This is a genomic window from Marinimicrobium sp. LS-A18, assembly GCF_000463525.1.
Classification (GTDB): domain Bacteria; phylum Pseudomonadota; class Gammaproteobacteria; order Pseudomonadales; family Cellvibrionaceae; genus Marinimicrobium; species Marinimicrobium koreense.
Window position 1 is genome coordinate 20,397 of record NZ_AWEP01000003.1, and the last position, 21,645, is coordinate 42,041.

The following is a 21,645-nucleotide window of genomic DNA, read 5'->3' on the forward strand; positions in this document are numbered from 1 at the left end:
CTGTGCTTATCCGCCCTACGGATGGCTCAGAATTATAGATCGGGCTCATCAGATCAGCTCCGCTTCGTCTTCGATTTGTGCTGAGACTTTCATGACTTCCTCGAGGGTGGAGATGCCCTCAATCGCGTAATCGAGTGCGCTGTGGCTTAGGGGGCGATAGTTGGGGCTCTGCTGGGCCGCTCGGGTAAACGCATTCAGGCTGTTGTCCCGCAATGCTTCGGCCATGGCGCCATTGACTTCCAGCAATTCGAAGACCCCGACCCGACCCCGGTAGCCGGTGTTATGACAATGAGGACAGCCCGCCCCCTGTTTGAACTGCACCTGGCTGAGATCGCGCCCCCTGGCGATCGCCGCCAGCAGTTGGCGCTCGTTGGCATCCGGCTCGTGATCCTGAATGCAACTGGTGCAAATGCGGCGCAACAGGCGTTGGGCCACAATCGCCTTGAGTGCCGTGGCCACCAAATAGGCATCGACGCCCATATCAATCAGGCGCAGCGCGGAGGTCAGGGCATCGTTGGTGTGCAGGGTGGACAATACCAGGTGACCGGTCATGGCCGCGCGCAGGGCAATTTCGGCGGATTCCGCATCGCGGATCTCCCCCACCAGCAGAATGTCCGGGTCCTGGCGCAATGACGCCCGAAGCACACTGCCAAAGGTCAGGCCGATACGCTCGTGCAATTGCACCTGGTTGATCCGTGGCAAACGGTACTCCACCGGATCTTCCACGGTAATGATCTTCTTCTCGGGCTTGTTGAGCTCCGAGAGCGCGCCGTACAGCGTCGTGGTTTTACCACTACCGGTCGGACCAGTGACCAAGACCAACCCGTGAGGGCGAGCAATAATTTTACGAAACCGGTCGACCAGCGCGGGGGGCATGCCGACCTTGCCGAGAGGCAGTACGCCATCGGTGTGGTCAAGCAGACGCATCACCACCGACTCGCCAAACTGCACTGGCATGGTGGACAGACGCACGTCAATATTGCGACCTTTCACCTTCAGGTTGAAGCGCCCGTCCTGGGGTTTGCGCTTCTCGGAAATATCCAGCCCGGACATCAGTTTCAGACGCACCACCAGGGCCGGGGCGATGCGCTTTTCGTTCATCACCTGCTCGAGCAACACGCCGTCGATGCGGTTGCGAATCCGCAATACGGTTTCATCCGGCTCGATGTGAATGTCCGACGCTTTGGCGGTGATCGCCTCTTCAAAAATTTTCTGCAACAGCTTGACCACCGGCGCATCGCTGTCGGTCGCCTCGGCGGCAAAGTCCGTCAGATCGATCGCGGAACTTTCCAACTCTTCATCCAGCTCTTCGGCCAGAGAGGCAATTTCACTCGCCTGACTGTAGGCGATATCGAGCACATCAAGCAGTTCCGATTCGCGCACCACCGCCGGTTTGATCGTCTGATCGAGCTGGCGGGTCAGCTCATCCAGACAGAAAATGTCCGTGGGGTCCGCCATCCCCAGCAGCAGACCATCGGCGTCTTCGCGCAGCGGAATCACCCGATAACGCCGGGCACTGGTTTCCGGCAGACGCTGGATCAATTCGCGGTCAAACCGGAACTGACGCAGCTCGACGAAGGGAATATTCAACTGATCGGACAGCAGGTTGAGCAGTGCATTCTCGTCCACGTACCCGAGATCCACCAGGGTGTTCCCCAGCTTCCGGCCGCTCTGCTTTTGCTCTTCCAACGCGTGGGAGAGCTGCTCATCGGTAATCATCTGCTGCGCTACCAGCAGATCCCCGATGCGAATGCGTTTGCGAGTACTTTGTTGAGTATCAACCATATCAGGGTTCCCGGTTTTCGGTTCGACGGGCCAGTACGCCGACACGCCCTTCCAGGTATCGGCGAATGGACTCACGGCCATCGTAAGCGCCACTGGCCAGCGCCCGTTCGAAGGCTTGCAGTGCCGCCGCCGCTTGCTGCCGGGCATCCTCCGCCAGCCCCAGCCCCAACCAGTAGGCCGGCTGTGCGCCAAAGTCATTCAGTAGCTGTCGGTAGTGATTGGCCGCCTGCTCGTGGCGCCCCTGCTCATAATTCAGGCGCGCCCACAAAGCGCGGTAGGGTTCATTGTCGGTCGAGTGCTCAGCCGCGTTCTCCAACAGTGTCAGTGCCCGGGCATTATCTCCGCGCAGAGACCACAGTTCGGCGCCCAGGCGTGCCCGCTCATCGTCGGGCAATCCCCGGGACTGATTCAACAGTTGCTCCGCGTCTGACAGATTGCCCTCTTCCAGGTAAAACTCCGCCAACGCCACCGTGCTCATAGCGGGTGAAGCCCCATCACCCGGCCACTGGGCGAGCGTCTGCTCCAGAAAATTCTGGGCCCGGCCGCGCTGATCCCGAGACCACCACTGGCGCGCCTGTTGCGCGCGCCGTCGATCCTCACTGGCAAGATCGAGTTGTACATTGAGTGAGGAAGCATCATCCACGTCCTCGTTTTCCGACTCCGTGCCACCGCTTTGCGAACGCTGTTGCAACTCCGCCAGTCGGGCTTCGCTGTTCTGCATTCCCGACAACTGAGGATCGACCGAACGGGCCCGGCGCAGAAACTGCTGGGCCGCATCCAGAGCCTCCCGGTCCATGGCCGCTTCAGCCAGCTCCCGATAACGCTGGGCAATCGCCGCCAGCCCAGCGAGCGCCTCCGGATGATCAGCACTGAGGGCTAACACTTGCTGATAATATTCATACGCATTGTCTCCCGCCGGGCGCGTCAATCGATCCCGGTCCCGGGCCTGGCGAGCCTTGTCGAGCAGCAGTTGAAGATCCTTTGAGAAGCCGGAGTCCTGCGACTCATCTGGAACCGCCTCGACGGGTTCCTGAGTCACCGGTTGACTCAATGCCGCCTCTACGTCCCGTGTTGCCGGCATACGGGGCTCCGGCTCAGCGACTGTGGATTCAGCCACCGGCGCAGAATCGATTGCTGGCATCGGTTGTTCTGTCATCGGCGCGCTGCCTTCACCGCCCGCTCCAACCAGTGACCAAAACACCAGTGCGGCTATGACCAGTGCCACGAGAACGGCCAGACCCGCACCAACAAAATAGCGCGATTGCATTGGCTGAGTTCGGTGCGTCGATGGGCCGGCCGGGTTCGGGGAGGTACCGCCCCGTCGATCCAGGTCGCGCAGCATGTCATTCATCAGGCTCACAGCGTGCCCCCGTACCACCATAGCCCCACACCCACCAACAACAGTGAGACCGCCAACCAGGGAGTCCAGCCAAAGGGCGTGACGGACAGCCAGCGCCCCAGCCGACGACTCTCGGTGGTGTCCTTTACGGCCCTGGCCACCTGCGCCCGGCTCACCATAGAGCGCCCCTGACCGTAGCTGACCAACAACGCCTTGTGGGCGAGCACATTGATCAACCGGGGAATCCCCCCGGAAGCGCGGTGCATTAGCCGGACCGCGCCCCGGGTAAAGAGCGAGCGCCCCCGATAACCGGCGGACTGCAGACGAAAATCGAGATAGTCGGCCAGGGTGCGGCGATCGATGGTACCGAGAGTTTCCGAAAACACGATACGCTGTTTCAACTGGCGCAGGTCACTGCGATTGAGCACGTCTTCCAGCTCCGGCTGCCCCAACAGAACCACCTGCAACAGTTTGCTTTTTTCCGTTTCCAGATTGGTCAGCAGGCGCAAGGCTTCGATGGTCTCCCGGGGCATGGCCTGGGCTTCATCCACCACCAGTACCACTCGCCGCTTCTCCGCGGCGAGTGCCACCAGCCGGGCGTAGATCTCATTCAGCAGTTGATAGGCGGGCATATCGGGCGAGGACGGCACACCGATTTCCTGGGCCAGAAAGCCTTTCAGTTCGTCCGGCGTCAGGTAGGGGTTGGGAATGTACGCGGTGAGAAACTCCGGCCCCAGGCTCGCCAGCAACTTGCGGCACAACAGGGTTTTACCGGTGCCCACTTCCCCGACAATTTTGATGAATCCTTCACTGTGCCGCAGGGCCAGCAACACGGTATTCAGCACCGCCCGGTGGGCGGCGCTGTCGAAGAAGAACTGGGTATCGGGGGTAAGGGAAAACGGCATCTCCCGCAGCCCGAAGTAGTCCTGGTACATGACCGGCTCCGCGCTATTGCTCCCAGAGGTCGCGATAACCATCGCCCATCTGTTGCATGCGATTGCGACTGCGATCGAGTTCGTCCTGCCAGGTGCCATCATCTACCACCACCGGACGCAACAGGATCACCAGTTCGGTTTTCTGGCGGCTACGCCCCTGGGTTTTGAACAGGCTGTTGAGCAGTGGAATATCGCCCAACACCGGCCGCTTGCCATCGGTATCCCGGGTATCCTCCTGCATCAGGCCACCCAGCACCACCACCTGGCCGCTGCGCGCCCGGACAATGCTGTCCGACTCGCGAATACCCCGTTGTGCCAGAGGCAAGGCGAACTCTTCGCTACCGACAGTAAACACTTTCAATTGGTCATTCACTTCACTGACCACCGGATGAATGTGCAGGATCACCTCGCCACTGTCGGCGATTTGCGGGGTGACATCCAGTGCAATGCCGCTGAAGAAGGATGACAGTTCGATATTGGGCGTGCTGGTCACCGACGCCACATTTGAAGTGGTGTTATTGGAGATACCGGTCACAAAGTATTCATCGGAGCCCACGCGAATCAGTGCTTTCTGGTTGTTCACCGTGGACACCCGCGGGCTGGACAGGACCTGCACGCTGCCCTGAGTTTCCAGCAGGTCCAGTAGGTCAGTCACATCCCCAACCTGCAAGACAGAGGTGAAAAGATTTTCGGTACCACGTTGAAGCTCCTCCAGACCGGCAACCTGGCGCGAGGACGTACCCGGTATATTTCGCACAGCCGAATCCTGCTCCGAGTAGCTGGTCGAGCGCAGCCGGTTATAGCCGTAGTCCAACTGCCCACTGATGGCGCCCCAGTTGATCCCGGCCTGAAACCCTTCGTTCAGACGGACCTCCAGAATCTTCGCCTCCAGAATCACCTGACGCCTTACGCTCAGCTCCGAACGCTCCAGAAACTCCCGCACCGCATTCAGCTCGTGAGGCATGGCTTTGACCACCACCATACCGGCCTGGGGGCTGACCATCACCATCTTGTCGCCACCCTCGCCGCCGACAATGGCGGACACCGACTGGCGCAGCGACTGCCAGAAATCGGTGCGGTTCATGGTCTGCACCCGCGCCCCCGGGGACACCTCAGACCCATTGGTCGAACTGCCGTCTTCACCGGCGAGCAGGCCCAGCAAGTTGGCACTGTCATCGCCGCTGCCCGAATTATTGCCGGAACCGCGATTGTTGCGGTTATTGTTTGATGATTCACTGCGACCGATCGACAGGTTGGTGTCCGACACCCCCACCCGCTGAACATCCAGGTAGTTCACATGGAACACCTGAGTCTGAAGCTCGTTGGGATACACCGTGTAGATATTGCCTGAACGCCGGTAGTCATAACCGTAAATGTCCCGTGCCACTTCCAGCACTTCATCCACCGTGACTCCTTTCAACTCCAGCGAGAGACTGCCACTGACATCGGGGTGCACCACAATGTTGGTGTCTGAGTCCTGCACCAGCCCGAGAAAAAACGCCTTGGCGGGCACATTGCGCACTCTGACATCAAACCGCTCCGGAGCCACCTCCTCGCTGCGACGGCGCTCTGGAACCAGTGCCTGGCTCACTTCCTCGGGTACCGCCTGAGCCTGCTCACGCTGCGCCTCGGCCACCTCACTCATTTCACGCTCAGCCGCCAACTGCGAATCGCGCGGCCCAACACAGGCCGTCACCAGGACGACCGCCATCAGCGCGGCGGCGGTGTGCATCGTTCTTCTCAGAAAATGCGGATCCATAATCGTTTGCCTCATTGCTCCGCGGGCCTCGTTCGACGTACGGATTCATCGTTCAAATTCAAACGCCACTGCCGGCCGCTCTGACCGACAATCACTGAATGGGATTCAACTTGCAGCAGGCGTACCCCCCCGGTGTTGGCAATCATCTCGCCCGCCGTCAGGGACTGTCCGTTGATGATCGCCAGGCGGCGCGAGTCGCCCGCCATGATTGCGTTCAGCGTCAGGGACACCGACTCGCGGCTGGCCCGGTAATCCAGGGGGCGAGTGGGGTCGCGCTGACTGTCCGCCCACACCAGCGCCGACCACCCGATCAGACAGGCAATGCACAATAATCTAGACACCGAGCAGACCCTCCTCGGCACTCAGGGTATAAACCCGCAATCGAATATCGCCCACCGGGTAGTCCATTACTTCGTAGTCCAGACGATCCCAGTAGAACCGCCAGGGCAGCCCTTCGAGCCGGCGCAGGAAACTCAACACTTCAAAGAAGTCACCGCTGACATCAAGCTCGACACTGTGTCGAAAAACACCGGTCGCCGTTTCAACCGGTTCCGCCGCTTCAGTGCCATCTGCGGCCTTGGTCAACGGCAGTTCCTCAACGGGAAGCGTGCGCACCCGTCGCAGCTGTAACTCGGTGGTGGAAATCAACACTTCCTGAAGAATCTGTGGCAATTGATCCGCACTGACCAACCCCTGGGAAAGGCTCGCCAGACTCGCATCCAGCTCATCCAATGTCCGCTGCAGTTGCTCCAACTCCCTTGCGGGTCGGTTGTCCGCCTCGGTGCTCATCAGGGCGGCCAGCTGTGCCTGCTGGGCATCCCGATCGTTTGCGACGGCGGTGCGCTGCTGTTCAATCTGCTCGCGCTGACGCTCCTGAGGCAACTCAATCAACCACTGCCAAAGCCCGATCAACACCGCGATCAGGCATAGCAAGAGCAGTACCCGCTCACGCAGGGAATAGGCCTCCACCCGCTCGGCCCAGCGCTGCCAACTCTGCTGCCAATCAGTCACGCGATCGCCCTCCCCGTGCGTTGGTCTCGTCGGCCTCGGCGCGCTGCACCGAAAATATCAACCCCGGTCCTCGGTCATCCGGCTCCCGCGCCACTTCCAGTACGCCGAATGACACGCTGGCGAAGCTCTCATCCTGACGCAACCGCTGTAGATACAGAGGCACCTGTTCCGGCTTGCGCACCCGGCCAGCCAGCTGGACATACTGACCCCCGGACTGCAGCGAAAACTCCGCCAGCGCCAGATCATCCATGGCATGGCGGGACAGGCTCAACAGTTGCCCGGAAAACCCCTCGGCGTTGCCGAGATTCTGCTGGGACATCAGGCGCAAAATCTGCTCCCGCCGCTGAATTTCCTGACGCAAACGGGCCACCTGCTCTTCCACCGTCGCACCGCGACGGGCGGGCAGTTCGGCCATGAGCCGCTGCACCTGTTGCTGTAATGTCTCCAACTGCGCGCGTTCATCCGTCAAGCGGGCCTGTAGCGAATCGGTGTACGCCGCACTCCACAGCGACAGGCCGATAATCAACACCAGAACCACCGCGATCGCGGCGATCATCTGGTTCAGGCTCAACCACACCCGACGGGGGTGAAACTCCGGCAAATACAGATTGACCTGTTGCATCAGTCCCCCTCCGTGAGTCGCAGCGCGGCGCCGATGGCGGCTAGGCACAGCGTCAGGGTGTGAGACTGAACCTGATCGCCCAGCGTCAGCGACGACTCGATATCCAGCAATGAAACCGGCATCGGCAGACCATTGGTCAGTGATTCAGTGATTTTATCGGGGCTGAGATTTTCCCCGATCAGGCAGATCTGGCCGGGCGGCGGCTGGCGCATCTGGCGTTCGAAGTAATCCAGGGAGCGCTGAATTTCCAGCAGCAGGACATCCTCCGGCAGATCTTCCAGCAGCCCACCTTCATAGGGCACATTAAAGCGGCGGGCCAGGTGCAGGTCGTCACCGCGGACGATATGCAGGCTGCCGGTGCCACCGCCCAGCTTGACCAGCGCCACCCCCCGGGCCGTGTCGCACAACCGATACACCAGGTTGCGCAATGCCAACTCGGGAATATCGATCACCTGGAGATCCAGCCGGGCATCGGCTACCTGAGCGATACGCTGCTCAATCAGATGGCGATGGGCCACAGCAACATAGGCCATGCGCTTGCCGCCACGGCTGCGGTCCTCCGGCAGCAGAAAGGCATCCAGGACCGCCTGGTGGGCGGGAAAATCAATCAGGTCGCGAATTCGCCAACGCAGGGCCTCGCGCAGCTCCGAGGCCGGCACGGCTGGGGCCTCAACCAGAAGCAGGTTGTAGTCTTCCCGCCCCAACACCAGGTGACAGGGTTTACGGCGCAACCCCAACTGCTCCACCCGTTCTTCGAGCAACCCCGTCTGGCGCTGGCTATCGCTCTCGGGGAGCCATTCCGCAACCTGGAGAAAAGGCCGGGCCGTTTCGCCCTCACCGGCAGGAGCCCCAAGGGGACTGGCCTCGGCACAGACGAGCGAAACCCCGCCCTTGTTGAATTGGACGCCAACTATACCTGTACTGGATGGTCGTTTACGAAATAAGCTCAACGGCTGGCCACCTGGGCTTCCCGAGTTATTGTTGACTGAGGCAATAAACATGCCTGAACGCTGGTATTATGACGCATCGCGCGCACTACGTCCCGGCGAACCGCACAATCGCCAAGAAAATCTCGCCTTGAAGACGCTTTATATTCCTTTTTGTTATAACCAGCGTCACGAGGCCCGGATCTTGCGCACAATAGTACACGAAATCGGCTGAAAACCAATGTTCCATATTGTTTTATTTGAACCGGAAATACCGCCCAACACCGGCAATATTATTCGTCTGGCGGCCAATACCGGCTGTCACCTGCACCTGATTGAACCCCTGGGTTTCGTGCTCGATGACAAACGGCTACGCCGCGCGGGACTGGACTACGGTGAGTGGCAGTCCCTGAAAACCTATCCGGATTGGCCCAGCTTCCTGGAGCAGGCGCAACCGGCGCGACTGTTCGGGCTCAGCACCAAAGGCCACCGTTACCCGAGTGAAACGACGTTCGAAGCGGGGGACTACCTGCTGTTCGGCCCGGAAACCCGGGGGCTACCCGCGTCCATCCGCGACGAGCTGGGCCCGGACCATCTGTTGCGCATCCCCATGGTGGCGGACAGTCGCAGTATGAACCTTTCCAATGCGGTGTCCGTAGTGGCCTATGAGGCCTGGCGCCAATTGGGGTTTCCCGGCAGCCACCGCTGACGCCAACTCCAACAGGCTGGTATCATGCCCTGCTCAAAGGGCGCCAGCCTGATCCAGCATTCGTACCACAGTTGATTAGCAAGGGGACTCATGAGTCAAATCCAGATATTGGTGGGTAGTGTCACCGGCAATGCTGAGAGCATCGCCGAGCTCGCAGCCGAGGAACTGCAACGCAAAGGCCACCAGATCAGCATCAACAACTTTGCTCAGGTGGAAGACCTGGTCCGAAGCCCCGACGAAATTTTACTCATCTGTACCTCCAACACCGGCGCCGGCGACCTGCCGGACAACCTGCAGCCGCTGTACGTTCAGATGACCCGCGAGTATCCCGCCATTGCCGGGCGCCAGTACGGCCTGATCAATCTCGGCGACAGCAGCTACACCACTTTCGGTGAAGCCGGCCAGGCCATCGACGACGCATTTGCCGACCTCGGCGCGCAGCGAATCGGCGAGCCTCTGGTACTGGACGCCTGCAGCGGCGACGACCCCGAAGAATCCGCCCGGGAATGGCTTGAGCAGTGGGCGGCGCTCCTGCCGGATGGAGCACCGTCATGAGCCGTGCCCCCATCGGGCTGTTTTATGGCAGCTCCACCTGCTATACCGAAATGGCGGGGGAAAAGATCCGCGCGGTACTGGGTGAAGACCGGGTGGACATGTTCAATATTGCCGATGAACCGGTCATCACCGCCCAGTTTTACGACTACCTGATTTTCGGCATCCCGACCTGGGATTACGGGGAGTTGCAGGAAGACTGGGAAGAGATCTGGGAAGAGCTGGCGGAGCTGGACCTGCGTGATAAAGCGGTGGCGCTCTATGGGCTGGGGGATCAGATCGGTTACCCGGAGTGGTTTCTCGACGCCATGGGCTACCTGCACGCACAACTGCTGGCCCGGGGCGCCCGGCCCTGCGGTTACTGGCCCCGGGAGGGCTACGAATTTGAGGCCTCTCAGGCGCTCACCCCCGAGGGCGATCAATTTGTGGGGCTGGCACTGGATGAAGAGAACGAGTTCGATCTGACCGACGAGCGCATTGCGCGCTGGTGCGAACAGATTACCCGGGAGTTCGGCCTGTGAGCGACGCCCCGGAGACCGGCACTCCGGGGCCGGATCAGAACCTGGAAACCGCTCACCTGCAATGGGATGAGGCGGGTCAGCCAATCTCCACCCGGTTCGACGACGTCTATTTCTCCCGCACCGACGGACTGGCCGAAACCCGTCATGTCTTCCTGCACCACAACCGTCTGGCCGAGCGCTTCCGGGCCCTGCACGAACAGCCTGTGACTGAACGCCGCTTCGCCATTGGCGAAACCGGCTTCGGCTCGGGCCTCAACTTTCTGGCCGCCTGGCAACTCTGGCGGCAAACGGCCCCTGACGATGCCCGACTGCACTTTATCAGCGTGGACCGTTTTCCCCTGCAGCGAGACGACCTGCAACGGGCCTTGAGCCTGTGGCCCGAACTCAGGGCGCTCGCTGATGAACTGATCGATCAATCCCCCCCCACCGTGGGCCCGGCATTTCATCGGTTACACCTGGACCGCGGGCGAGTGATCCTGACACTGATATTTGATGATGCTCAGAGTGGCCTGGCCCAGCTACTGAGCAGCGATCACCCTGATTTCATCCACTCTGGGCCAGCTCTGGACGCCTGGTTTCTGGATGGCTTCGCACCGGCCAAGAATGCCGATATGTGGACTCCGGAACTGTTCACTACCCTGGCGCACCTGAGCCGGCCCGGCACCACCCTGGCCACCTTCACCGCCGCGGGAGTGGTCCGGCGCGGCCTGGCCGCTGCGGGCTTCACGCCGGAGAAAGTGCCCGGCTTCGGCTGCAAGCGGGAAATGCTCACCGCTCAGTATTCAGAGCAGCAACTGGCAGCGGTACCCCAGACACCCGCCTCACAGGCCTCAGCCCCCCACCGCCTGAGCCGCAGAAAACCCGCCCTGCCCTGGGCTCTGCCCTCCCATCCGGGGCTTGGGCCCGATGCGCCGCGCACGGCGTTGATTGTCGGGGCCGGACTGGCGGGCTGTCACAGCGCACGGGCGCTGGCCGAGCGGGGCTGGCAGGTAACCGTTCTGGAGCAACACCCCCGTGCCGCCCAGGAAGCCTCCGGCAACCCCCAGGGGCTGCTATACGCCAAACTTTCCCCCAAGAACTCGCCTCTGGCACGTTTCAATGTGCTGAGCCTGAGCTTCGCCCAGCGGTTTTATCGGCCCTATTGGCCAAACGGCGCCGCCTGCGGATTACTGCAAGTCGCCACCACTGACAAAGAGCGTCAACTACAGACCCAAATCGCCCAGCGTTACCAGGCGACACCGGAACTGGTCCGCCCGGTTGATGCCGCCGAAGCGGGCGAACTCGCCGGCCTGCCACTGCCCCGGCCCGCCCTCTACTTTCCTCAGGCGGGCTGGTTGAGTCCGGCGACCCTGTGTGAGGCGCTGCTCGACCACCCCAATATCACCTTGGGAGGCGAGACCACGATCACCGAGCTCAGCCGGCAGGGAGAACTCTGGAGCGCCCGGGACCTGAACAACCGCGAGCACCGGGCCCGCATCGCGGTATTGGCAAACGCCCGGGCGGTGCGACGGTTTTCCCAAACCGCCGCCCTGCCCCTGAAGGCCATTCGCGGCCAGATTACCCAAGTGAACGCCACAGACCGGAGCCGGCAGCTGAAAGCGGCACTGTGTGGCGATGGCTACCTCGCTCCCTCAGACGGCGCCCAGCACTGCCTTGGGGCCACGTTCAATCTGCACGACACCAATACGGCGATAACGGAACGGGATCAACAGCAGAATCTGGAACAACTGGCGCAATTTGGCCCCGAGATCGCCACCCTCTTTGCGGATCAACCATTGGCCTCACTCGGGGGACGCGTCGCGTTTCGCTGCACCACGCCGGACTATCTGCCCCTGGTGGGTCCCGCCCCGGACCGGGCCGCGTTTCTGGAGGACTTTGCGCCGCTACGCAAGGACGCCCGACTGAACATCCCCCGTCCGGGGCGCTACCACGACGGTCTGTTCATTAATGTCGGCCACGGGTCCCGCGGGTTGTGCTACACCCCGCTGAGCGCCGAGCTGCTGGTCGCCCACATCGAACGGGAGCCCATGCCGCTGGACCGCGAGCTGATTCAGGCGCTGCACCCGGCGCGTTTTCTGATCCGGGATCTGATGCGCAACAAGATTTGATCCTTCAGCTCACCGAAAGCGGGACTCAAGGCTGGTCAGTGGACGCCGCTGGCTGCTCGGGGGCGGGCTCCGGCGGGTCACTGATGATCTGGGAGCCGCTACCACAGGAAATTACCGTGCGCATGGCCGCCTCGACACTGATGTGTAGCAGCAACTCCACACAGTCTTCGGTCAGGTGATAGACAAACCCCGACGAAGGAATCGGCGCCGTCGGCACATACACGGTGCAATCGCCATTGCTGTGCCGCGCCGTCACAATGGCGGTCACCGACACCGGGTTCTGACGCCCCATGATGTAGGCGCGGCACACCTGGCCACGCAGTAGCGAGGTATTGTTTTCACCGCCGAGAAACTGCATGACCACTTCCCGGATGGTGCTGTAACCGGGTGCAAAGCGCGTGAGCCACTGATCCACCCGGTTGTGTATCCAGCGGCCAATGCTGGTTTTGACCGCCAGGCCGATCAGGAAAAAGGCGCCCAGCACCAACACGATGCCGAGCAGGTCGGCCACCTGCTCCGCCAATGGCGCCCAACTGGCCAGCCAGGTGCTGATCGGGGCAATCACGGCGGTCACCAGCCCCAGCAGCCACTGCAGGATAAAGATGAAGATCGCAATGGGCAGCGCCACCATCAAGCCACCCAGTAGCGTCAATCCCACAAACGACTGCCAACGTTTCATAAATGCCTTCCCGTTGATTACCATAGAGCCCTCACTGTCCAGGACCACGCTTATGACACAATCTTCCGGTGCTTTCAACACGCTCAGCCGCAGGTGCTGCCAGATCCTGTGGCTTACCGGTCTGATGATGTCCCTGGTCGCCTGCGCCGACACCGGCCCTCGCGACATTGTTCAGTACCAGTTCCAGATCGAGGTAGAGCAACCCCACGACCCCACCCTGTTTACCCAGGGATTACTCAAGCGTGGTTCACGGTTCTATGAAAGCGGGGGCCAATACGGCCAATCTCGCCTGGTCATCTATCAGGACAACGGCCGGCAGGTCGAGCGTGAACGGCCTCTGGCCGCACGCTACTTTGCCGAAGGGCTGACGGAACTGAACAATGAACTCTACCTGCTGACCTGGCGGGAAAAAACACTGCTAGTGTACGACGCGGGCACACTTGAACCTCTGCGAGAGATGAGCTATTCCGGCGAGGGGTGGGGCCTGACCGATGACGGCGAACACCTGATCCGCTCCGACGGCAGTGCCCAGCTTTATTTCCATGCGCCGGAGGACTTCAGCGTACAACGTCAAATCACCGTTACCGAAAACGGCAAGGCAATCACCCGCCTGAATGAACTGGAATACGTCGATGGCACCATCTGGGCCAATATCTGGTATTCAGATCGCCTGATCCAGATTGATCCCGACAACGGCCGGGTGATCGGCTCTCTGGATCTGGCCGAGCTGGTGCGCACAGCGCAGCCCGCGACATCCGGCGCAGTGCTCAACGGTATCGCCTACGACGCTGAGCATGACCAGTTCTGGGTGACGGGAAAGCTATGGCCCACGCTTTATCGGCTGTCCCTGAGTCCCGAGCCGTAGTTCTGACCCCAAGGCTCGGAGTCCAGCCCTGTCGAGAGCCGCGCATAAAAAAAGCCGCACAATCTGCGCGGCTTTTTTTATGCGGTATCGCCTACGGGCTCAGAGCCCAACGACATTATCCGCCTGAGGGCCTTTCTGGCCGTCTTTCACATCAAATTCCACGCGCTGGCCTTCGGCCAACGTCTTGAAGCCGGTACCGGTGATAGCACTGTAGTGCACAAACACATCCTGGCCGCCTTCCTGCTCAATAAAACCAAAACCTTTGGATTCGTTGAACCACTTAACAACACCTGTACTTCTGGACATAGTCTTAACCTTAACGTTTTGCTGAGTCGAATGAAATCCGCACCGGTACCACATGACTCCGAACGCGGGACAACCCGCTGGCACAGTTCACTTACTTATGACTGACAAAACGTGGTGCTAAAAACAGGCCTGCAGCGTGTGCAGGACAACCTTGTTAGTACGACGGTGTAACCATAAATAATGCGGCGATTGGCCAGCAAAATGACTATATACTCGTTGCGGAGCCCCTGTAAAGAGCCCACCGGTGCAACTCCTTTACCCTGCCAGACAAAGCTGCAACAATAGCCTCACGACCTTTATGGAAGATGCCATGATCCGGATCAGCACCTCTGAAACCAGTTGCAGTCATGACCCCCAGACCTCCTGCGGCACCTGTCGTCTGAATACTCTGTGCCTGCCGCTGAGTCTGCATCTGGATGACGTCGATCAGCTGAACCGCATCGTCCAGCGCGGTCGTCCACTGCACAAGGGCGAACATCTCTATCGGGCGGAAGATCCGTTCGACGCTTTGTTCGCGATCCGCTCCGGTGCCGTCAAAGCGTCCACCCTCAACGAACAGGGTGAAGAGCAGGTGACCGGCTTCTACTTGCCCGGCGAACTGGTGGGCCTCGACGGCATCGCCGATAACCGGTATACCAACACCGTGGTCGCGCTGGAAACCTCGTCCATCTGTGAAATCCCCTTTGAACAGGTGGAGGATCTGAGCCTCAAAATCCCTTCTCTGCAGCGCAATGTCTTTCAACTGCTCAGCCGGGAGATCACCCAGGACCAGCAGCTGATCAGCCTGCTGAGCAAAAGCAGCGCCGAAGAGCGGGTAGCCACCCTGTTGCTGAGTCTCTCCAGCCGCCACCAGCGCCGCAAGCTGTCGCCCACCGCCTTCCGACTGCCCATGTCACGAACGGATATTGGTAACTTTCTCGGGCTGACCATCGAGACCATCAGCCGGGTGTTCAGTCGCTTGCAGCAGCAGAAAGTGCTGTCTGTCGACAAAAAGGAAATCCATATTCTGGATATGGAGCAACTGCGCCAACTGGCCAGCCAGCGCCACTGACACCGTTTGCCGATCAACCCCACAGGATTTATTAGGCCCCATGCCCGATTCTCAGACCCGACTCGATCAGACTCTGGCCGCGTTCGACGCCGCCAACGCCGAAGACCCGAACCGGGAAACGGATCAGGGGGAGAGCCACCCCAAAGAGTGGCTGTACGGCCGACGCATGACCGAAACTCTCAACGTCTTCTGTCCGGATGCCTCGGAACCCCTGCAACTGGCCGCGCGCTGCCAGCACATTCGCCGCTGGGAGAGTCCACGCAGCGACTACCCCGACGGCCGGGCCGGTTATAAAAAGTGGCGCAGCCAGCTCGCCCTGCACCACGGCCGGGTGGCCGGTCAGATCATGGCGGAGCACGGCTATGACGACGACACCATCCGCCGGGTCCAGGACATGCTGATCAAGCGCAATCTCAAGCGCGACCCGGAGGTGCAGACTCTGGAGGATGTGATCTGTCTGGTCTTTCTGAGCCATTACCTGGAAGACTTCGCCCAGAAGCACGACGAGGAAAAGCTGATCGATATCATCCAGAAGACCTGGAACAAGATGTCGGAGCAGGGCCATGAGGCGGCGCTGAAGCTGCCGTTGTCGGAGCCTATGGGGCGGCTGATTCACAAGGCGCTGGGGGCATAGTGTTGGGTTACGGCGGATGCGCTTCGCTTATCCGCCCTACGCTTGTCTATACCGCTGCGCTCCGCCGTAACCCGCAAAACCGCACACATCCACTATTGCCACACCCGCACCAAAACTCACCGCGCCCGCCAAACCCACCTTAAAATTTGCTACAATTGCCGGTTTTGCAAAACCGGTGAACATTTCATGGCAGCGATTACCCTCTACGGCATCAAAAACTGCGACACCGTCAAGAAAGCCCGCCGTTGGCTGGACGACCAGGGCGTGGACTACCGGTTTCACGACCTGCGATCCGATGGGCTGACCGAAGCCCAAGTCACCGGCTGGCTGAGCGAGCTGGGAATGGACCTGGTGAACAAACGCAGTACCAGCTGGAAAGCGCTGGACGAAGCCACCCGGGAGCAAATGACCGCTGACAATGCGGCCGCGGTGATTCTCGAGAACCCCACCCTGATCAAGCGTCCGCTGCTTGATACCGGCGATGCCCGCCACGTGGGATTCAAGGCAGACGATTACACCGCCTGGCTGGCCCGCTGAGCGGGCCTCTCGCACCGCATCGCGCTTCTTTCAATTTCCGTATTAACGTAATGACCCACAGGACATGACCATGACTCAACTGTACAGCCTCGGCCTTGGTGTCGGCACCCAGAATCTGAACAACGAGTGGTTGGAAGTTTTCTACCCTCAGCCTCTGCTCAACCCGGCCGAGGCCACCGCCTCCGCCGTGGCCCAGGCGCTGAACTATCAGGGCGGCAACCAGGTGATCGAGCTGGACGTCGACAAGATGCAAGGCCTGGCTGAGGCGCTTGAGCAGGCCGGAGACGATGTCCAGGCGGCCATTGCCCGTTCCTTCATTCACAGCAAGCGCCCGCTGGTCGCGACGCTGCTGGCCGAAGACAGTGCGCCGCAATCGGTGCCCGAGGGTTACCTGAAACTGCACCTGATCTCCCATCGACTGGTCAAACCTCACGGTACCGACCTGACCGGTCTGTTTGGTTGCCTGCCCAACGTGGCCTGGACCAATCAGGGCGCGGTGGATCTGGACGAACTGCCGGAGCGTCAACTCCAGGCCCGCCTGGCTGGCGATCTGTTGGAAGTGGCCTGCGTGGACAAATTCCCGAAAATGACCAATTACGTGGTGCCCAAGGGCGTGCGGATTGCCCACACCGCCCGGGTTCGCCTGGGTGCCTACTTGGGTGAAGGCACCACCATCATGCACGAAGGTTTTGTGAACTTTAATGCCGGTACCGCCGGGCCGGGCATGATCGAAGGTCGTATCTCCGCCGGTGTATTTGTCGAGTCCGGCTCCGATCTCGGCGGCGGCAGCTCGACCATGGGCACCCTGTCCGGCGGCGGCAACATCATCATTTCCATCGGCAAGGAGTGCCTGTTGGGCGCCAATGCCGGCACGGGCATTCCGCTGGGCGATCGCTGCACCATCGAATCCGGTCTGTACATCACGGCGGGCACCAAGGTGGTGGTCCTGGACGATCAGGGCAATGAGGTGAACACCGTCAAGGCCCGGGAGCTGGCCAACCAGTCCGGCCTGTTGTTCCGCCGCAACTCCCTGACCGGTCGGGTCGAATGTGTGACCAACAAGACCGCGGTGCAGTTGAACGAGGCGTTGCACGTTAACAATTAAGTTAGGTTAGGTTACGGCGGATGCGGCCGTCGGCCTTATCCGCCCTACGGCCGAGCGCAGCGGTATAAACCCGCGTAGGGCGGATAAGCGAAGCGCATCCGCCGCAACCGAAACCACCGCCGTATCCGTAGGGGTCGAGCGCAGCGGTAAAGACCCGCATCCGCCGTTCCCAAAAGCCGCATCCGCCGACACCCCAAGAGACCTGCTATGACCCCCACACTCCAACTCGCCCACGACCTGATCCGCCGCCGCTCGGTTACCCCCGAGGACGTCGGCTGTCAGGACCTGATGATCCAGCGCCTGGAAGCCATCGGCTTTCAGGTGGAACGGTTGCGGTTTGACGAGGTGGACAACTTCTGGGCTACCCGGGGCACCGACGGACCGCTGCTGGCTTTTGCCGGGCACACCGATGTGGTGCCCACCGGCCCGGAAACTCAGTGGCAACACCCCCCGTTCGAACCGGTGGTCGAAGACGGCATGCTCTACGGTCGGGGCGCGGCGGATATGAAAGGCTCTCTGGCCTCCATGGTTGTGGCCTGCGAGCAATTTGTGGCGGAGCATCCGGATCATCAGGGCCGGATCGGTTTTCTGATCACCAGCGATGAGGAAGGCCCCTCGGTGAACGGCACCGTGAAAGTGGTGGAGTGGCTGGAAGCCCGTCAGGAGAAAATCGACTGGTGCATCGTGGGTGAGCCCTCCAGTACCGACCGGGTGGGCGATGTGATCAAGAACGGTCGCCGGGGTTCTCTGGGTGGCATCCTGCGAGTCAAAGGCGTTCAGGGGCATGTGGCCTACCCTCACCTGGCCGACAACCCGATTCACAAAGCCGCCCCGGCGCTCGCCGAGCTGGCGGCACAGGAGTGGGATCGGGGCAACGAATTCTTTCCGGCCACCAGCTTCCAGATTTCCAATATCAACGGCGGCACCGGAGCCACCAATGTGATCCCCGGCGAAGTGGAGGTGGTGTTCAACTTCCGCTTTTCCACGGAAGTGACTGAAGCACAGTTGCGCGAGCGCACCCAAGCGATATTGAACAAGCACAAGCTCGATTACGAGCTGGACTGGAAGCTCAGCGGCCAACCCTTCCTGACCGCCGAGGGCGAGCTGGTCGACGCCGTCGTCAAAGCGGTAGAACAGCACACCGGGCAGAAGCCGATACTCTCCACCGCCGGCGGCACCTCGGACGGGCGTTTTATCGCACCTACCGGAGCCCAGGTGGTCGAACTCGGTCCGCGCAATGAAACCATTCACAAGGTGGACGAGTGTGTGAAGGCGGAGGATCTGGACACCCTGACCGCGCTCTATCAGAGCACGCTCAAACGGCTGCTCACCCGCTAAAGTCGATCACCTGCTGGAGACCGAGAGGGTACTGTGCAGAATTATTTTCGTTTTATCGCCCAATCCTGGCCGCTGTTGGCGTTTGGGTTTATCAGTATTTTCTGGGGTAACTTCGGCCAGTCGTTTTTCATCAGCTGGTACGGCACGCCCATTCAGGAGTCCCTGGGGTTGTCCGCCGGTCGGTACGGGTCACTGTATTCCATTGCCACACTGACCAGCGGCCTCCTGATCATGGTGTTCGGGGGGCTGATTGACCGGCTGCCGTTGCGTTTCTTTGCCTCCCTCTCAGCCGTCGGGCTCACGCTCGCGGGCATCGTAATGGCGCTGGCGTATCACCCCCTGCTGTTGTTGCTCGGCCTGTTTCTCCTGCGTTTTTGCGGCCAGGGACTGCTGCCCCACACGGCACAGACCACCATGGCGCGCTATTTCGATCGGGACCGGGGCAAGGCACTGAGCGTATCGGCCAGCGGCGTACCGGTCGGCGAGGTGATTCTGCCCATTGCGGCGGTGGCACTGATTACCCTGATTGGCTGGCGAGGCAGCTGGGGCGTCATCGCCCTGCTGACCGTAGTGGTTTACATTCCCCTGATGCTCTGGCTGCTCAAGCAGGCCCCGGTGGATACCCGCAGCCGCCCCGCCACCGCGGACGCTGAGGTACTCAAGCGCAGCGCCGGGCGCCGGGACATGCTCAAGGATTACCGGTTCTGGCTGGCTCTGCCCACGGTGCTGGGCGGTCCGTTTATGGTGACCGGCATTTTCATCCAGCAGGGTTTTATTCTGGCCGAGAAAGACTGGTCGGCCGCCTGGCTGGCCAGTTGCTTCATCATCTATGGTGTCACCCACTGGGTGGCGCAACTGGTCACCGGCATTCTGATTGACCGCTTCAGCGCCCAGACGGTACTGCGTTTCGTCCTGGTCCCGCTGACCGGGGCGGTATTTGTCCTGGCCTACCTGGAAGGCAACTGGGTGGCGCCGCCGTTCATGATGCTGTTGGCCATGACCATTGGCTCCGGCAGTCCCGTGGGGGGCGCGCTCTGGGCTGAGGTCTACGGTACCGCCAAGCTCGGTTCCATCCGCTCCCTGATGAGCTCCCTGATGATCATCTCTACCGCCATCTCGCCCTTTCTGTTCGGGGTGCTGATCGACCGGGACCTGACCGCCCAGCAGATGTTCAGCGGCACCGGCTGGGTACTCATTGCCGCCCTGATTCTGGTGCAGTTTTCCTATAAGCCGCAGCAGACAAAACAGTAAGACTTTCCGGATCTCTCGACTCTTGGCATCATGGGCTCTCCACGATTAAAGGAAGGCCCATGCTGACATCACTGCTTCATCAATCCAGCCACTGGTTCAACCGGTTGGCGCTGTGGCCACTTCTGTTTGTCAGCCACTTTCTGGCCGCCAGTCTGCTGGCCTGGCACCTGCTCGCTCAAGTGGACTTCGGGTTTTCCCTGGCCTACCCGCTCCTGGATATTGATCAGCACATCGAGCGTTTCGGACCGGAAAACCGCTACAAAACCGGGTTTGGAGAGACCTCACAGGAAGAGCATGTGCGCCTATTCGGCGAAATCACCCGCAGCATTCAGAGCAGTGGCGAGGGTCTGGCGGAGATTCAGTACACCCTGCCCAATGGCCAAAGCACCACGCTGATGCGCCTCCCCGAAGTCATTCACCTTCAGGATGTGGCTCGGCTGGTGGATCACTATTATCTGGCGGGCCTGACGGCGGCGGTATTGCTGGTCGTATTGGTGCTCTACGTGCGCCAGCACCAGCTGACACCACCGCGACCACGGAAGGTATTGTGGGTGACCGGAGCCAGCCTGGCGGTTGGCGGTGTCGCGCTCTGGGTGGTCGGCCCGGTGAAGGTCTTCTATTGGCTGCACGAATACGCCTTCCCCGAAGATCATCCCTGGTTTTTCTACTACCAGGACTCCCTGATGACCACACTGATGAAGGCGCCGGACCTGTTTGGCTTTATCGGTGCGCTCCTGCTGCTACTGACCCTGATTCTCTGGGCCCTGTCCGGCGCACTATTACTGCGCGGGTTCAGGCGCGGGCGCGCTCTTCCTTGATCAGATCATAGGCGGTGCGGATTTCCTGGGAGCGCTCGGTGGCCTCCTTGATCATGTCCTCAGGCACCCCCTGCCCGATCAGCTTGTCCGGGTGGTACTCGCTCATCAGCTTTCGGTAGGCTTTCTTCACCTCGGCATCACTCGCCTCGGGAGAGACACCCAGGGCATCATAAGCCTGCCTGAGCCGGTCCCGGGCTGACGGTCCGGCACTGGCCCCACCCTGGTAGCGCTGCTGGCCACTGAAGCTGTTCTGGGCCTGGATCATCCGCAGTAACTGTTCGAACATGGCGCTGGACAGGCCCAACCCGAGGGCAATCTGGCGCAGCACCTGGACTTCCTGCTCATCCAGCTCGCCGTCGGCCAGAGCGATGTTGACCAGGTAGATCAGCAGCATCCGCACCAGATTGGCGCGACGACCGCACACCTCGCGGAATCGGGCCACCTGGGCATCGGGATCAAAATCCGCCGCCACCCCTTCCTTGAACAAGGCAATCGCCTGCTGGCGATGTTCCGGGGTAAGCCCCATCTCATTCATGTAGGCTTCGGTCTGCTTGATTTCCGACTCGGAGACCCGGCCGTCGGCCTTTGCCAGGTGACCCAGCAGGCGAAACACCGTCTCGAAGAACGTCTGTTCGATCTCCCGACGCCGCTCGGGCGAGCCCTCCGCCTGAATCTGGTTGTACCCCTTATCGAACAGGTGGCCCACCACCAGGCCGAGCAGCGCCAACAGGGGGCCGCCCATCAACCAGCCGAGCACACCGCCAATGAGTTTTCCGAGAATCATCATAAATCGA

23 protein-coding genes are annotated in these 21,645 nt (G+C 60.9%); 12 read left to right on the forward strand and 11 right to left on the reverse strand.

Features of this window, described 5'->3' with window-relative positions; genetic code table 11:
- Positions 1–48: 48 nt before the first annotated feature.
- From N645_RS0106380 to N645_RS0106415, 8 genes are read right to left on the reverse strand one after another with little or no spacing between them, the layout of a single operon-like run.
- Positions 49–1,785 carry a GspE/PulE family protein gene (locus N645_RS0106380; protein WP_024460671.1) on the reverse strand — a complete coding sequence of 579 codons (1,737 nt, stop codon included), beginning with the start codon at positions 1,783–1,785 and terminating at the stop codon, positions 49–51.
- A 1-nt stretch (position 1,786) separates the two neighbouring features.
- Positions 1,787–3,136 (reverse strand): tetratricopeptide repeat protein, encoded by a 1,350-nt coding sequence (locus tag N645_RS0106385; protein ID WP_369755206.1) that lies wholly within the window; start codon positions 3,134–3,136, stop codon positions 1,787–1,789.
- 5 nt (positions 3,137–3,141) lie between these two features.
- Positions 3,142–4,059: an ExeA family protein gene (locus tag N645_RS0106390; protein ID WP_024460673.1), complete on the reverse strand. Its 918-nt coding sequence runs from the start codon at positions 4,057–4,059 to the stop codon at positions 3,142–3,144.
- 13 nt (positions 4,060–4,072) lie between these two features.
- Positions 4,073–5,818 carry a pilus (MSHA type) biogenesis protein MshL gene (gene mshL / locus N645_RS0106395; RefSeq protein WP_238559215.1) on the reverse strand — a complete coding sequence of 582 codons (1,746 nt, stop codon included), beginning with the start codon at positions 5,816–5,818 and terminating at the stop codon, positions 4,073–4,075.
- An 11-nt stretch (positions 5,819–5,829) separates the two neighbouring features.
- Positions 5,830–6,159 carry a hypothetical protein gene (locus N645_RS0106400; protein WP_123637773.1) on the reverse strand — a complete coding sequence of 110 codons (330 nt, stop codon included), beginning with the start codon at positions 6,157–6,159 and terminating at the stop codon, positions 5,830–5,832.
- Positions 6,152–6,829 carry a hypothetical protein gene (locus tag N645_RS0106405; RefSeq protein WP_024460676.1) on the reverse strand — a complete coding sequence of 226 codons (678 nt, stop codon included), beginning with the start codon at positions 6,827–6,829 and terminating at the stop codon, positions 6,152–6,154. Before N645_RS0106405 ends, N645_RS0106400 begins: the two co-directional genes overlap by 8 nt.
- Positions 6,822–7,451, reverse strand: a complete 630-nt coding sequence (locus N645_RS0106410) for a hypothetical protein (protein WP_024460677.1) — start codon at positions 7,449–7,451, stop codon at positions 6,822–6,824. The genes N645_RS0106405 and N645_RS0106410 overlap by 8 nt, the downstream gene beginning before the upstream one ends.
- Entirely contained in the window at positions 7,451–8,401 is a 951-nt protein-coding gene (locus N645_RS0106415; protein ID WP_152521643.1) for an MSHA biogenesis protein MshI, read from the reverse strand. Before N645_RS0106415 ends, N645_RS0106410 begins: the two co-directional genes overlap by 1 nt.
- A gap of 217 nt (positions 8,402–8,618) precedes the next feature.
- Here N645_RS0106415 and trmL point away from each other — a divergent pair, with 217 nt between their 5' ends.
- The 4 genes from trmL to mnmC all read left to right on the forward strand — a co-directional run bounded on the left by trmL (position 8,619) and on the right by mnmC (position 12,267).
- Entirely contained in the window at positions 8,619–9,086 is a 468-nt protein-coding gene (trmL, locus tag N645_RS0106420; RefSeq protein ID WP_024460679.1) for a tRNA (uridine(34)/cytosine(34)/5-carboxymethylaminomethyluridine(34)-2'-O)-methyltransferase TrmL, read from the forward strand.
- Positions 9,087–9,176: 90 nt separating this feature from the next.
- Complete coding sequence (locus N645_RS0106425) at positions 9,177–9,641, forward strand: flavodoxin domain-containing protein (protein WP_024460680.1); 465 nt, start codon at positions 9,177–9,179, stop codon at positions 9,639–9,641.
- Positions 9,638–10,159, forward strand: coding sequence for a flavodoxin FldB (fldB, locus tag N645_RS0106430; RefSeq protein WP_036160376.1), 522 nt, complete (start codon positions 9,638–9,640; stop codon positions 10,157–10,159). Before N645_RS0106425 ends, fldB begins: the two co-directional genes overlap by 4 nt.
- A complete protein-coding gene (gene mnmC / locus N645_RS0106435; RefSeq protein WP_024460682.1) occupies positions 10,156–12,267 on the forward strand; it encodes a bifunctional tRNA (5-methylaminomethyl-2-thiouridine)(34)-methyltransferase MnmD/FAD-dependent 5-carboxymethylaminomethyl-2-thiouridine(34) oxidoreductase MnmC in 2,112 nt (703 codons plus the stop codon). The genes fldB and mnmC overlap by 4 nt, the downstream gene beginning before the upstream one ends.
- Positions 12,268–12,292: 25 nt before the next feature.
- On the opposite strand, the gene N645_RS0106440 is transcribed toward mnmC, so the two are convergent.
- The gene (locus N645_RS0106440) at positions 12,293–12,946 is read right to left on the reverse strand and encodes a DUF502 domain-containing protein (RefSeq protein WP_024460683.1); all 654 of its coding nucleotides are present in this window, start codon (positions 12,944–12,946) and stop codon (positions 12,293–12,295) included.
- Between the two features lie 52 nt (positions 12,947–12,998).
- On the opposite strand from N645_RS0106440, the gene N645_RS0106445 reads away from it, so the two are divergent.
- Positions 12,999–13,811 (forward strand): glutaminyl-peptide cyclotransferase, encoded by an 813-nt coding sequence (locus tag N645_RS0106445; RefSeq protein ID WP_024460684.1) that lies wholly within the window; start codon positions 12,999–13,001, stop codon positions 13,809–13,811.
- A gap of 99 nt (positions 13,812–13,910) precedes the next feature.
- Here N645_RS0106445 and N645_RS0106450 read toward each other — a convergent pair whose 3' ends face one another.
- The gene (locus N645_RS0106450) at positions 13,911–14,117 is read right to left on the reverse strand and encodes a cold-shock protein (protein WP_024460685.1); all 207 of its coding nucleotides are present in this window, start codon (positions 14,115–14,117) and stop codon (positions 13,911–13,913) included.
- Positions 14,118–14,415: 298 nt separating this feature from the next.
- On the opposite strand from N645_RS0106450, the gene fnr reads away from it, so the two are divergent.
- The 7 genes from fnr to N645_RS0106485 all read left to right on the forward strand — a co-directional run bounded on the left by fnr (position 14,416) and on the right by N645_RS0106485 (position 20,851).
- A complete protein-coding gene (gene fnr, locus N645_RS0106455) occupies positions 14,416–15,168 on the forward strand; it encodes a fumarate/nitrate reduction transcriptional regulator Fnr (RefSeq protein WP_024460686.1) in 753 nt (250 codons plus the stop codon).
- Positions 15,169–15,208: 40 nt separating this feature from the next.
- The gene (locus N645_RS0106460) at positions 15,209–15,802 is read left to right on the forward strand and encodes a DUF4202 domain-containing protein (protein ID WP_024460687.1); all 594 of its coding nucleotides are present in this window, start codon (positions 15,209–15,211) and stop codon (positions 15,800–15,802) included.
- 186 nt (positions 15,803–15,988) lie between these two features.
- A complete protein-coding gene (locus N645_RS0106465) occupies positions 15,989–16,339 on the forward strand; it encodes an ArsC family reductase (protein ID WP_036160379.1) in 351 nt (116 codons plus the stop codon).
- 70 nt (positions 16,340–16,409) lie between these two features.
- Positions 16,410–17,444: a 2,3,4,5-tetrahydropyridine-2,6-dicarboxylate N-succinyltransferase gene (gene dapD / locus N645_RS0106470; protein WP_024460689.1), complete on the forward strand. Its 1,035-nt coding sequence runs from the start codon at positions 16,410–16,412 to the stop codon at positions 17,442–17,444.
- A 207-nt stretch (positions 17,445–17,651) separates the two neighbouring features.
- The gene (gene dapE, locus N645_RS0106475; RefSeq protein WP_024460690.1) at positions 17,652–18,782 is read left to right on the forward strand and encodes a succinyl-diaminopimelate desuccinylase; all 1,131 of its coding nucleotides are present in this window, start codon (positions 17,652–17,654) and stop codon (positions 18,780–18,782) included.
- Between the two features lie 33 nt (positions 18,783–18,815).
- On the forward strand, positions 18,816–20,033 hold the full coding sequence (locus N645_RS0106480; protein ID WP_051174331.1) for a nitrate/nitrite transporter: 1,218 nt from the start codon (positions 18,816–18,818) through the stop codon (positions 20,031–20,033).
- Between the two features lie 59 nt (positions 20,034–20,092).
- On the forward strand, positions 20,093–20,851 hold the full coding sequence (locus N645_RS0106485) for a DUF1461 domain-containing protein (protein ID WP_024460692.1): 759 nt from the start codon (positions 20,093–20,095) through the stop codon (positions 20,849–20,851).
- Here the strand turns inward: N645_RS0106485 and djlA are convergent.
- On the reverse strand, positions 20,826–21,632 hold the full coding sequence (gene djlA, locus N645_RS0106490; protein WP_024460693.1) for a co-chaperone DjlA: 807 nt from the start codon (positions 21,630–21,632) through the stop codon (positions 20,826–20,828). The two genes, N645_RS0106485 and djlA, sit on opposite strands and share 26 nt — an antisense overlap.
- Positions 21,633–21,645: the final 13 nt, after the last annotated feature.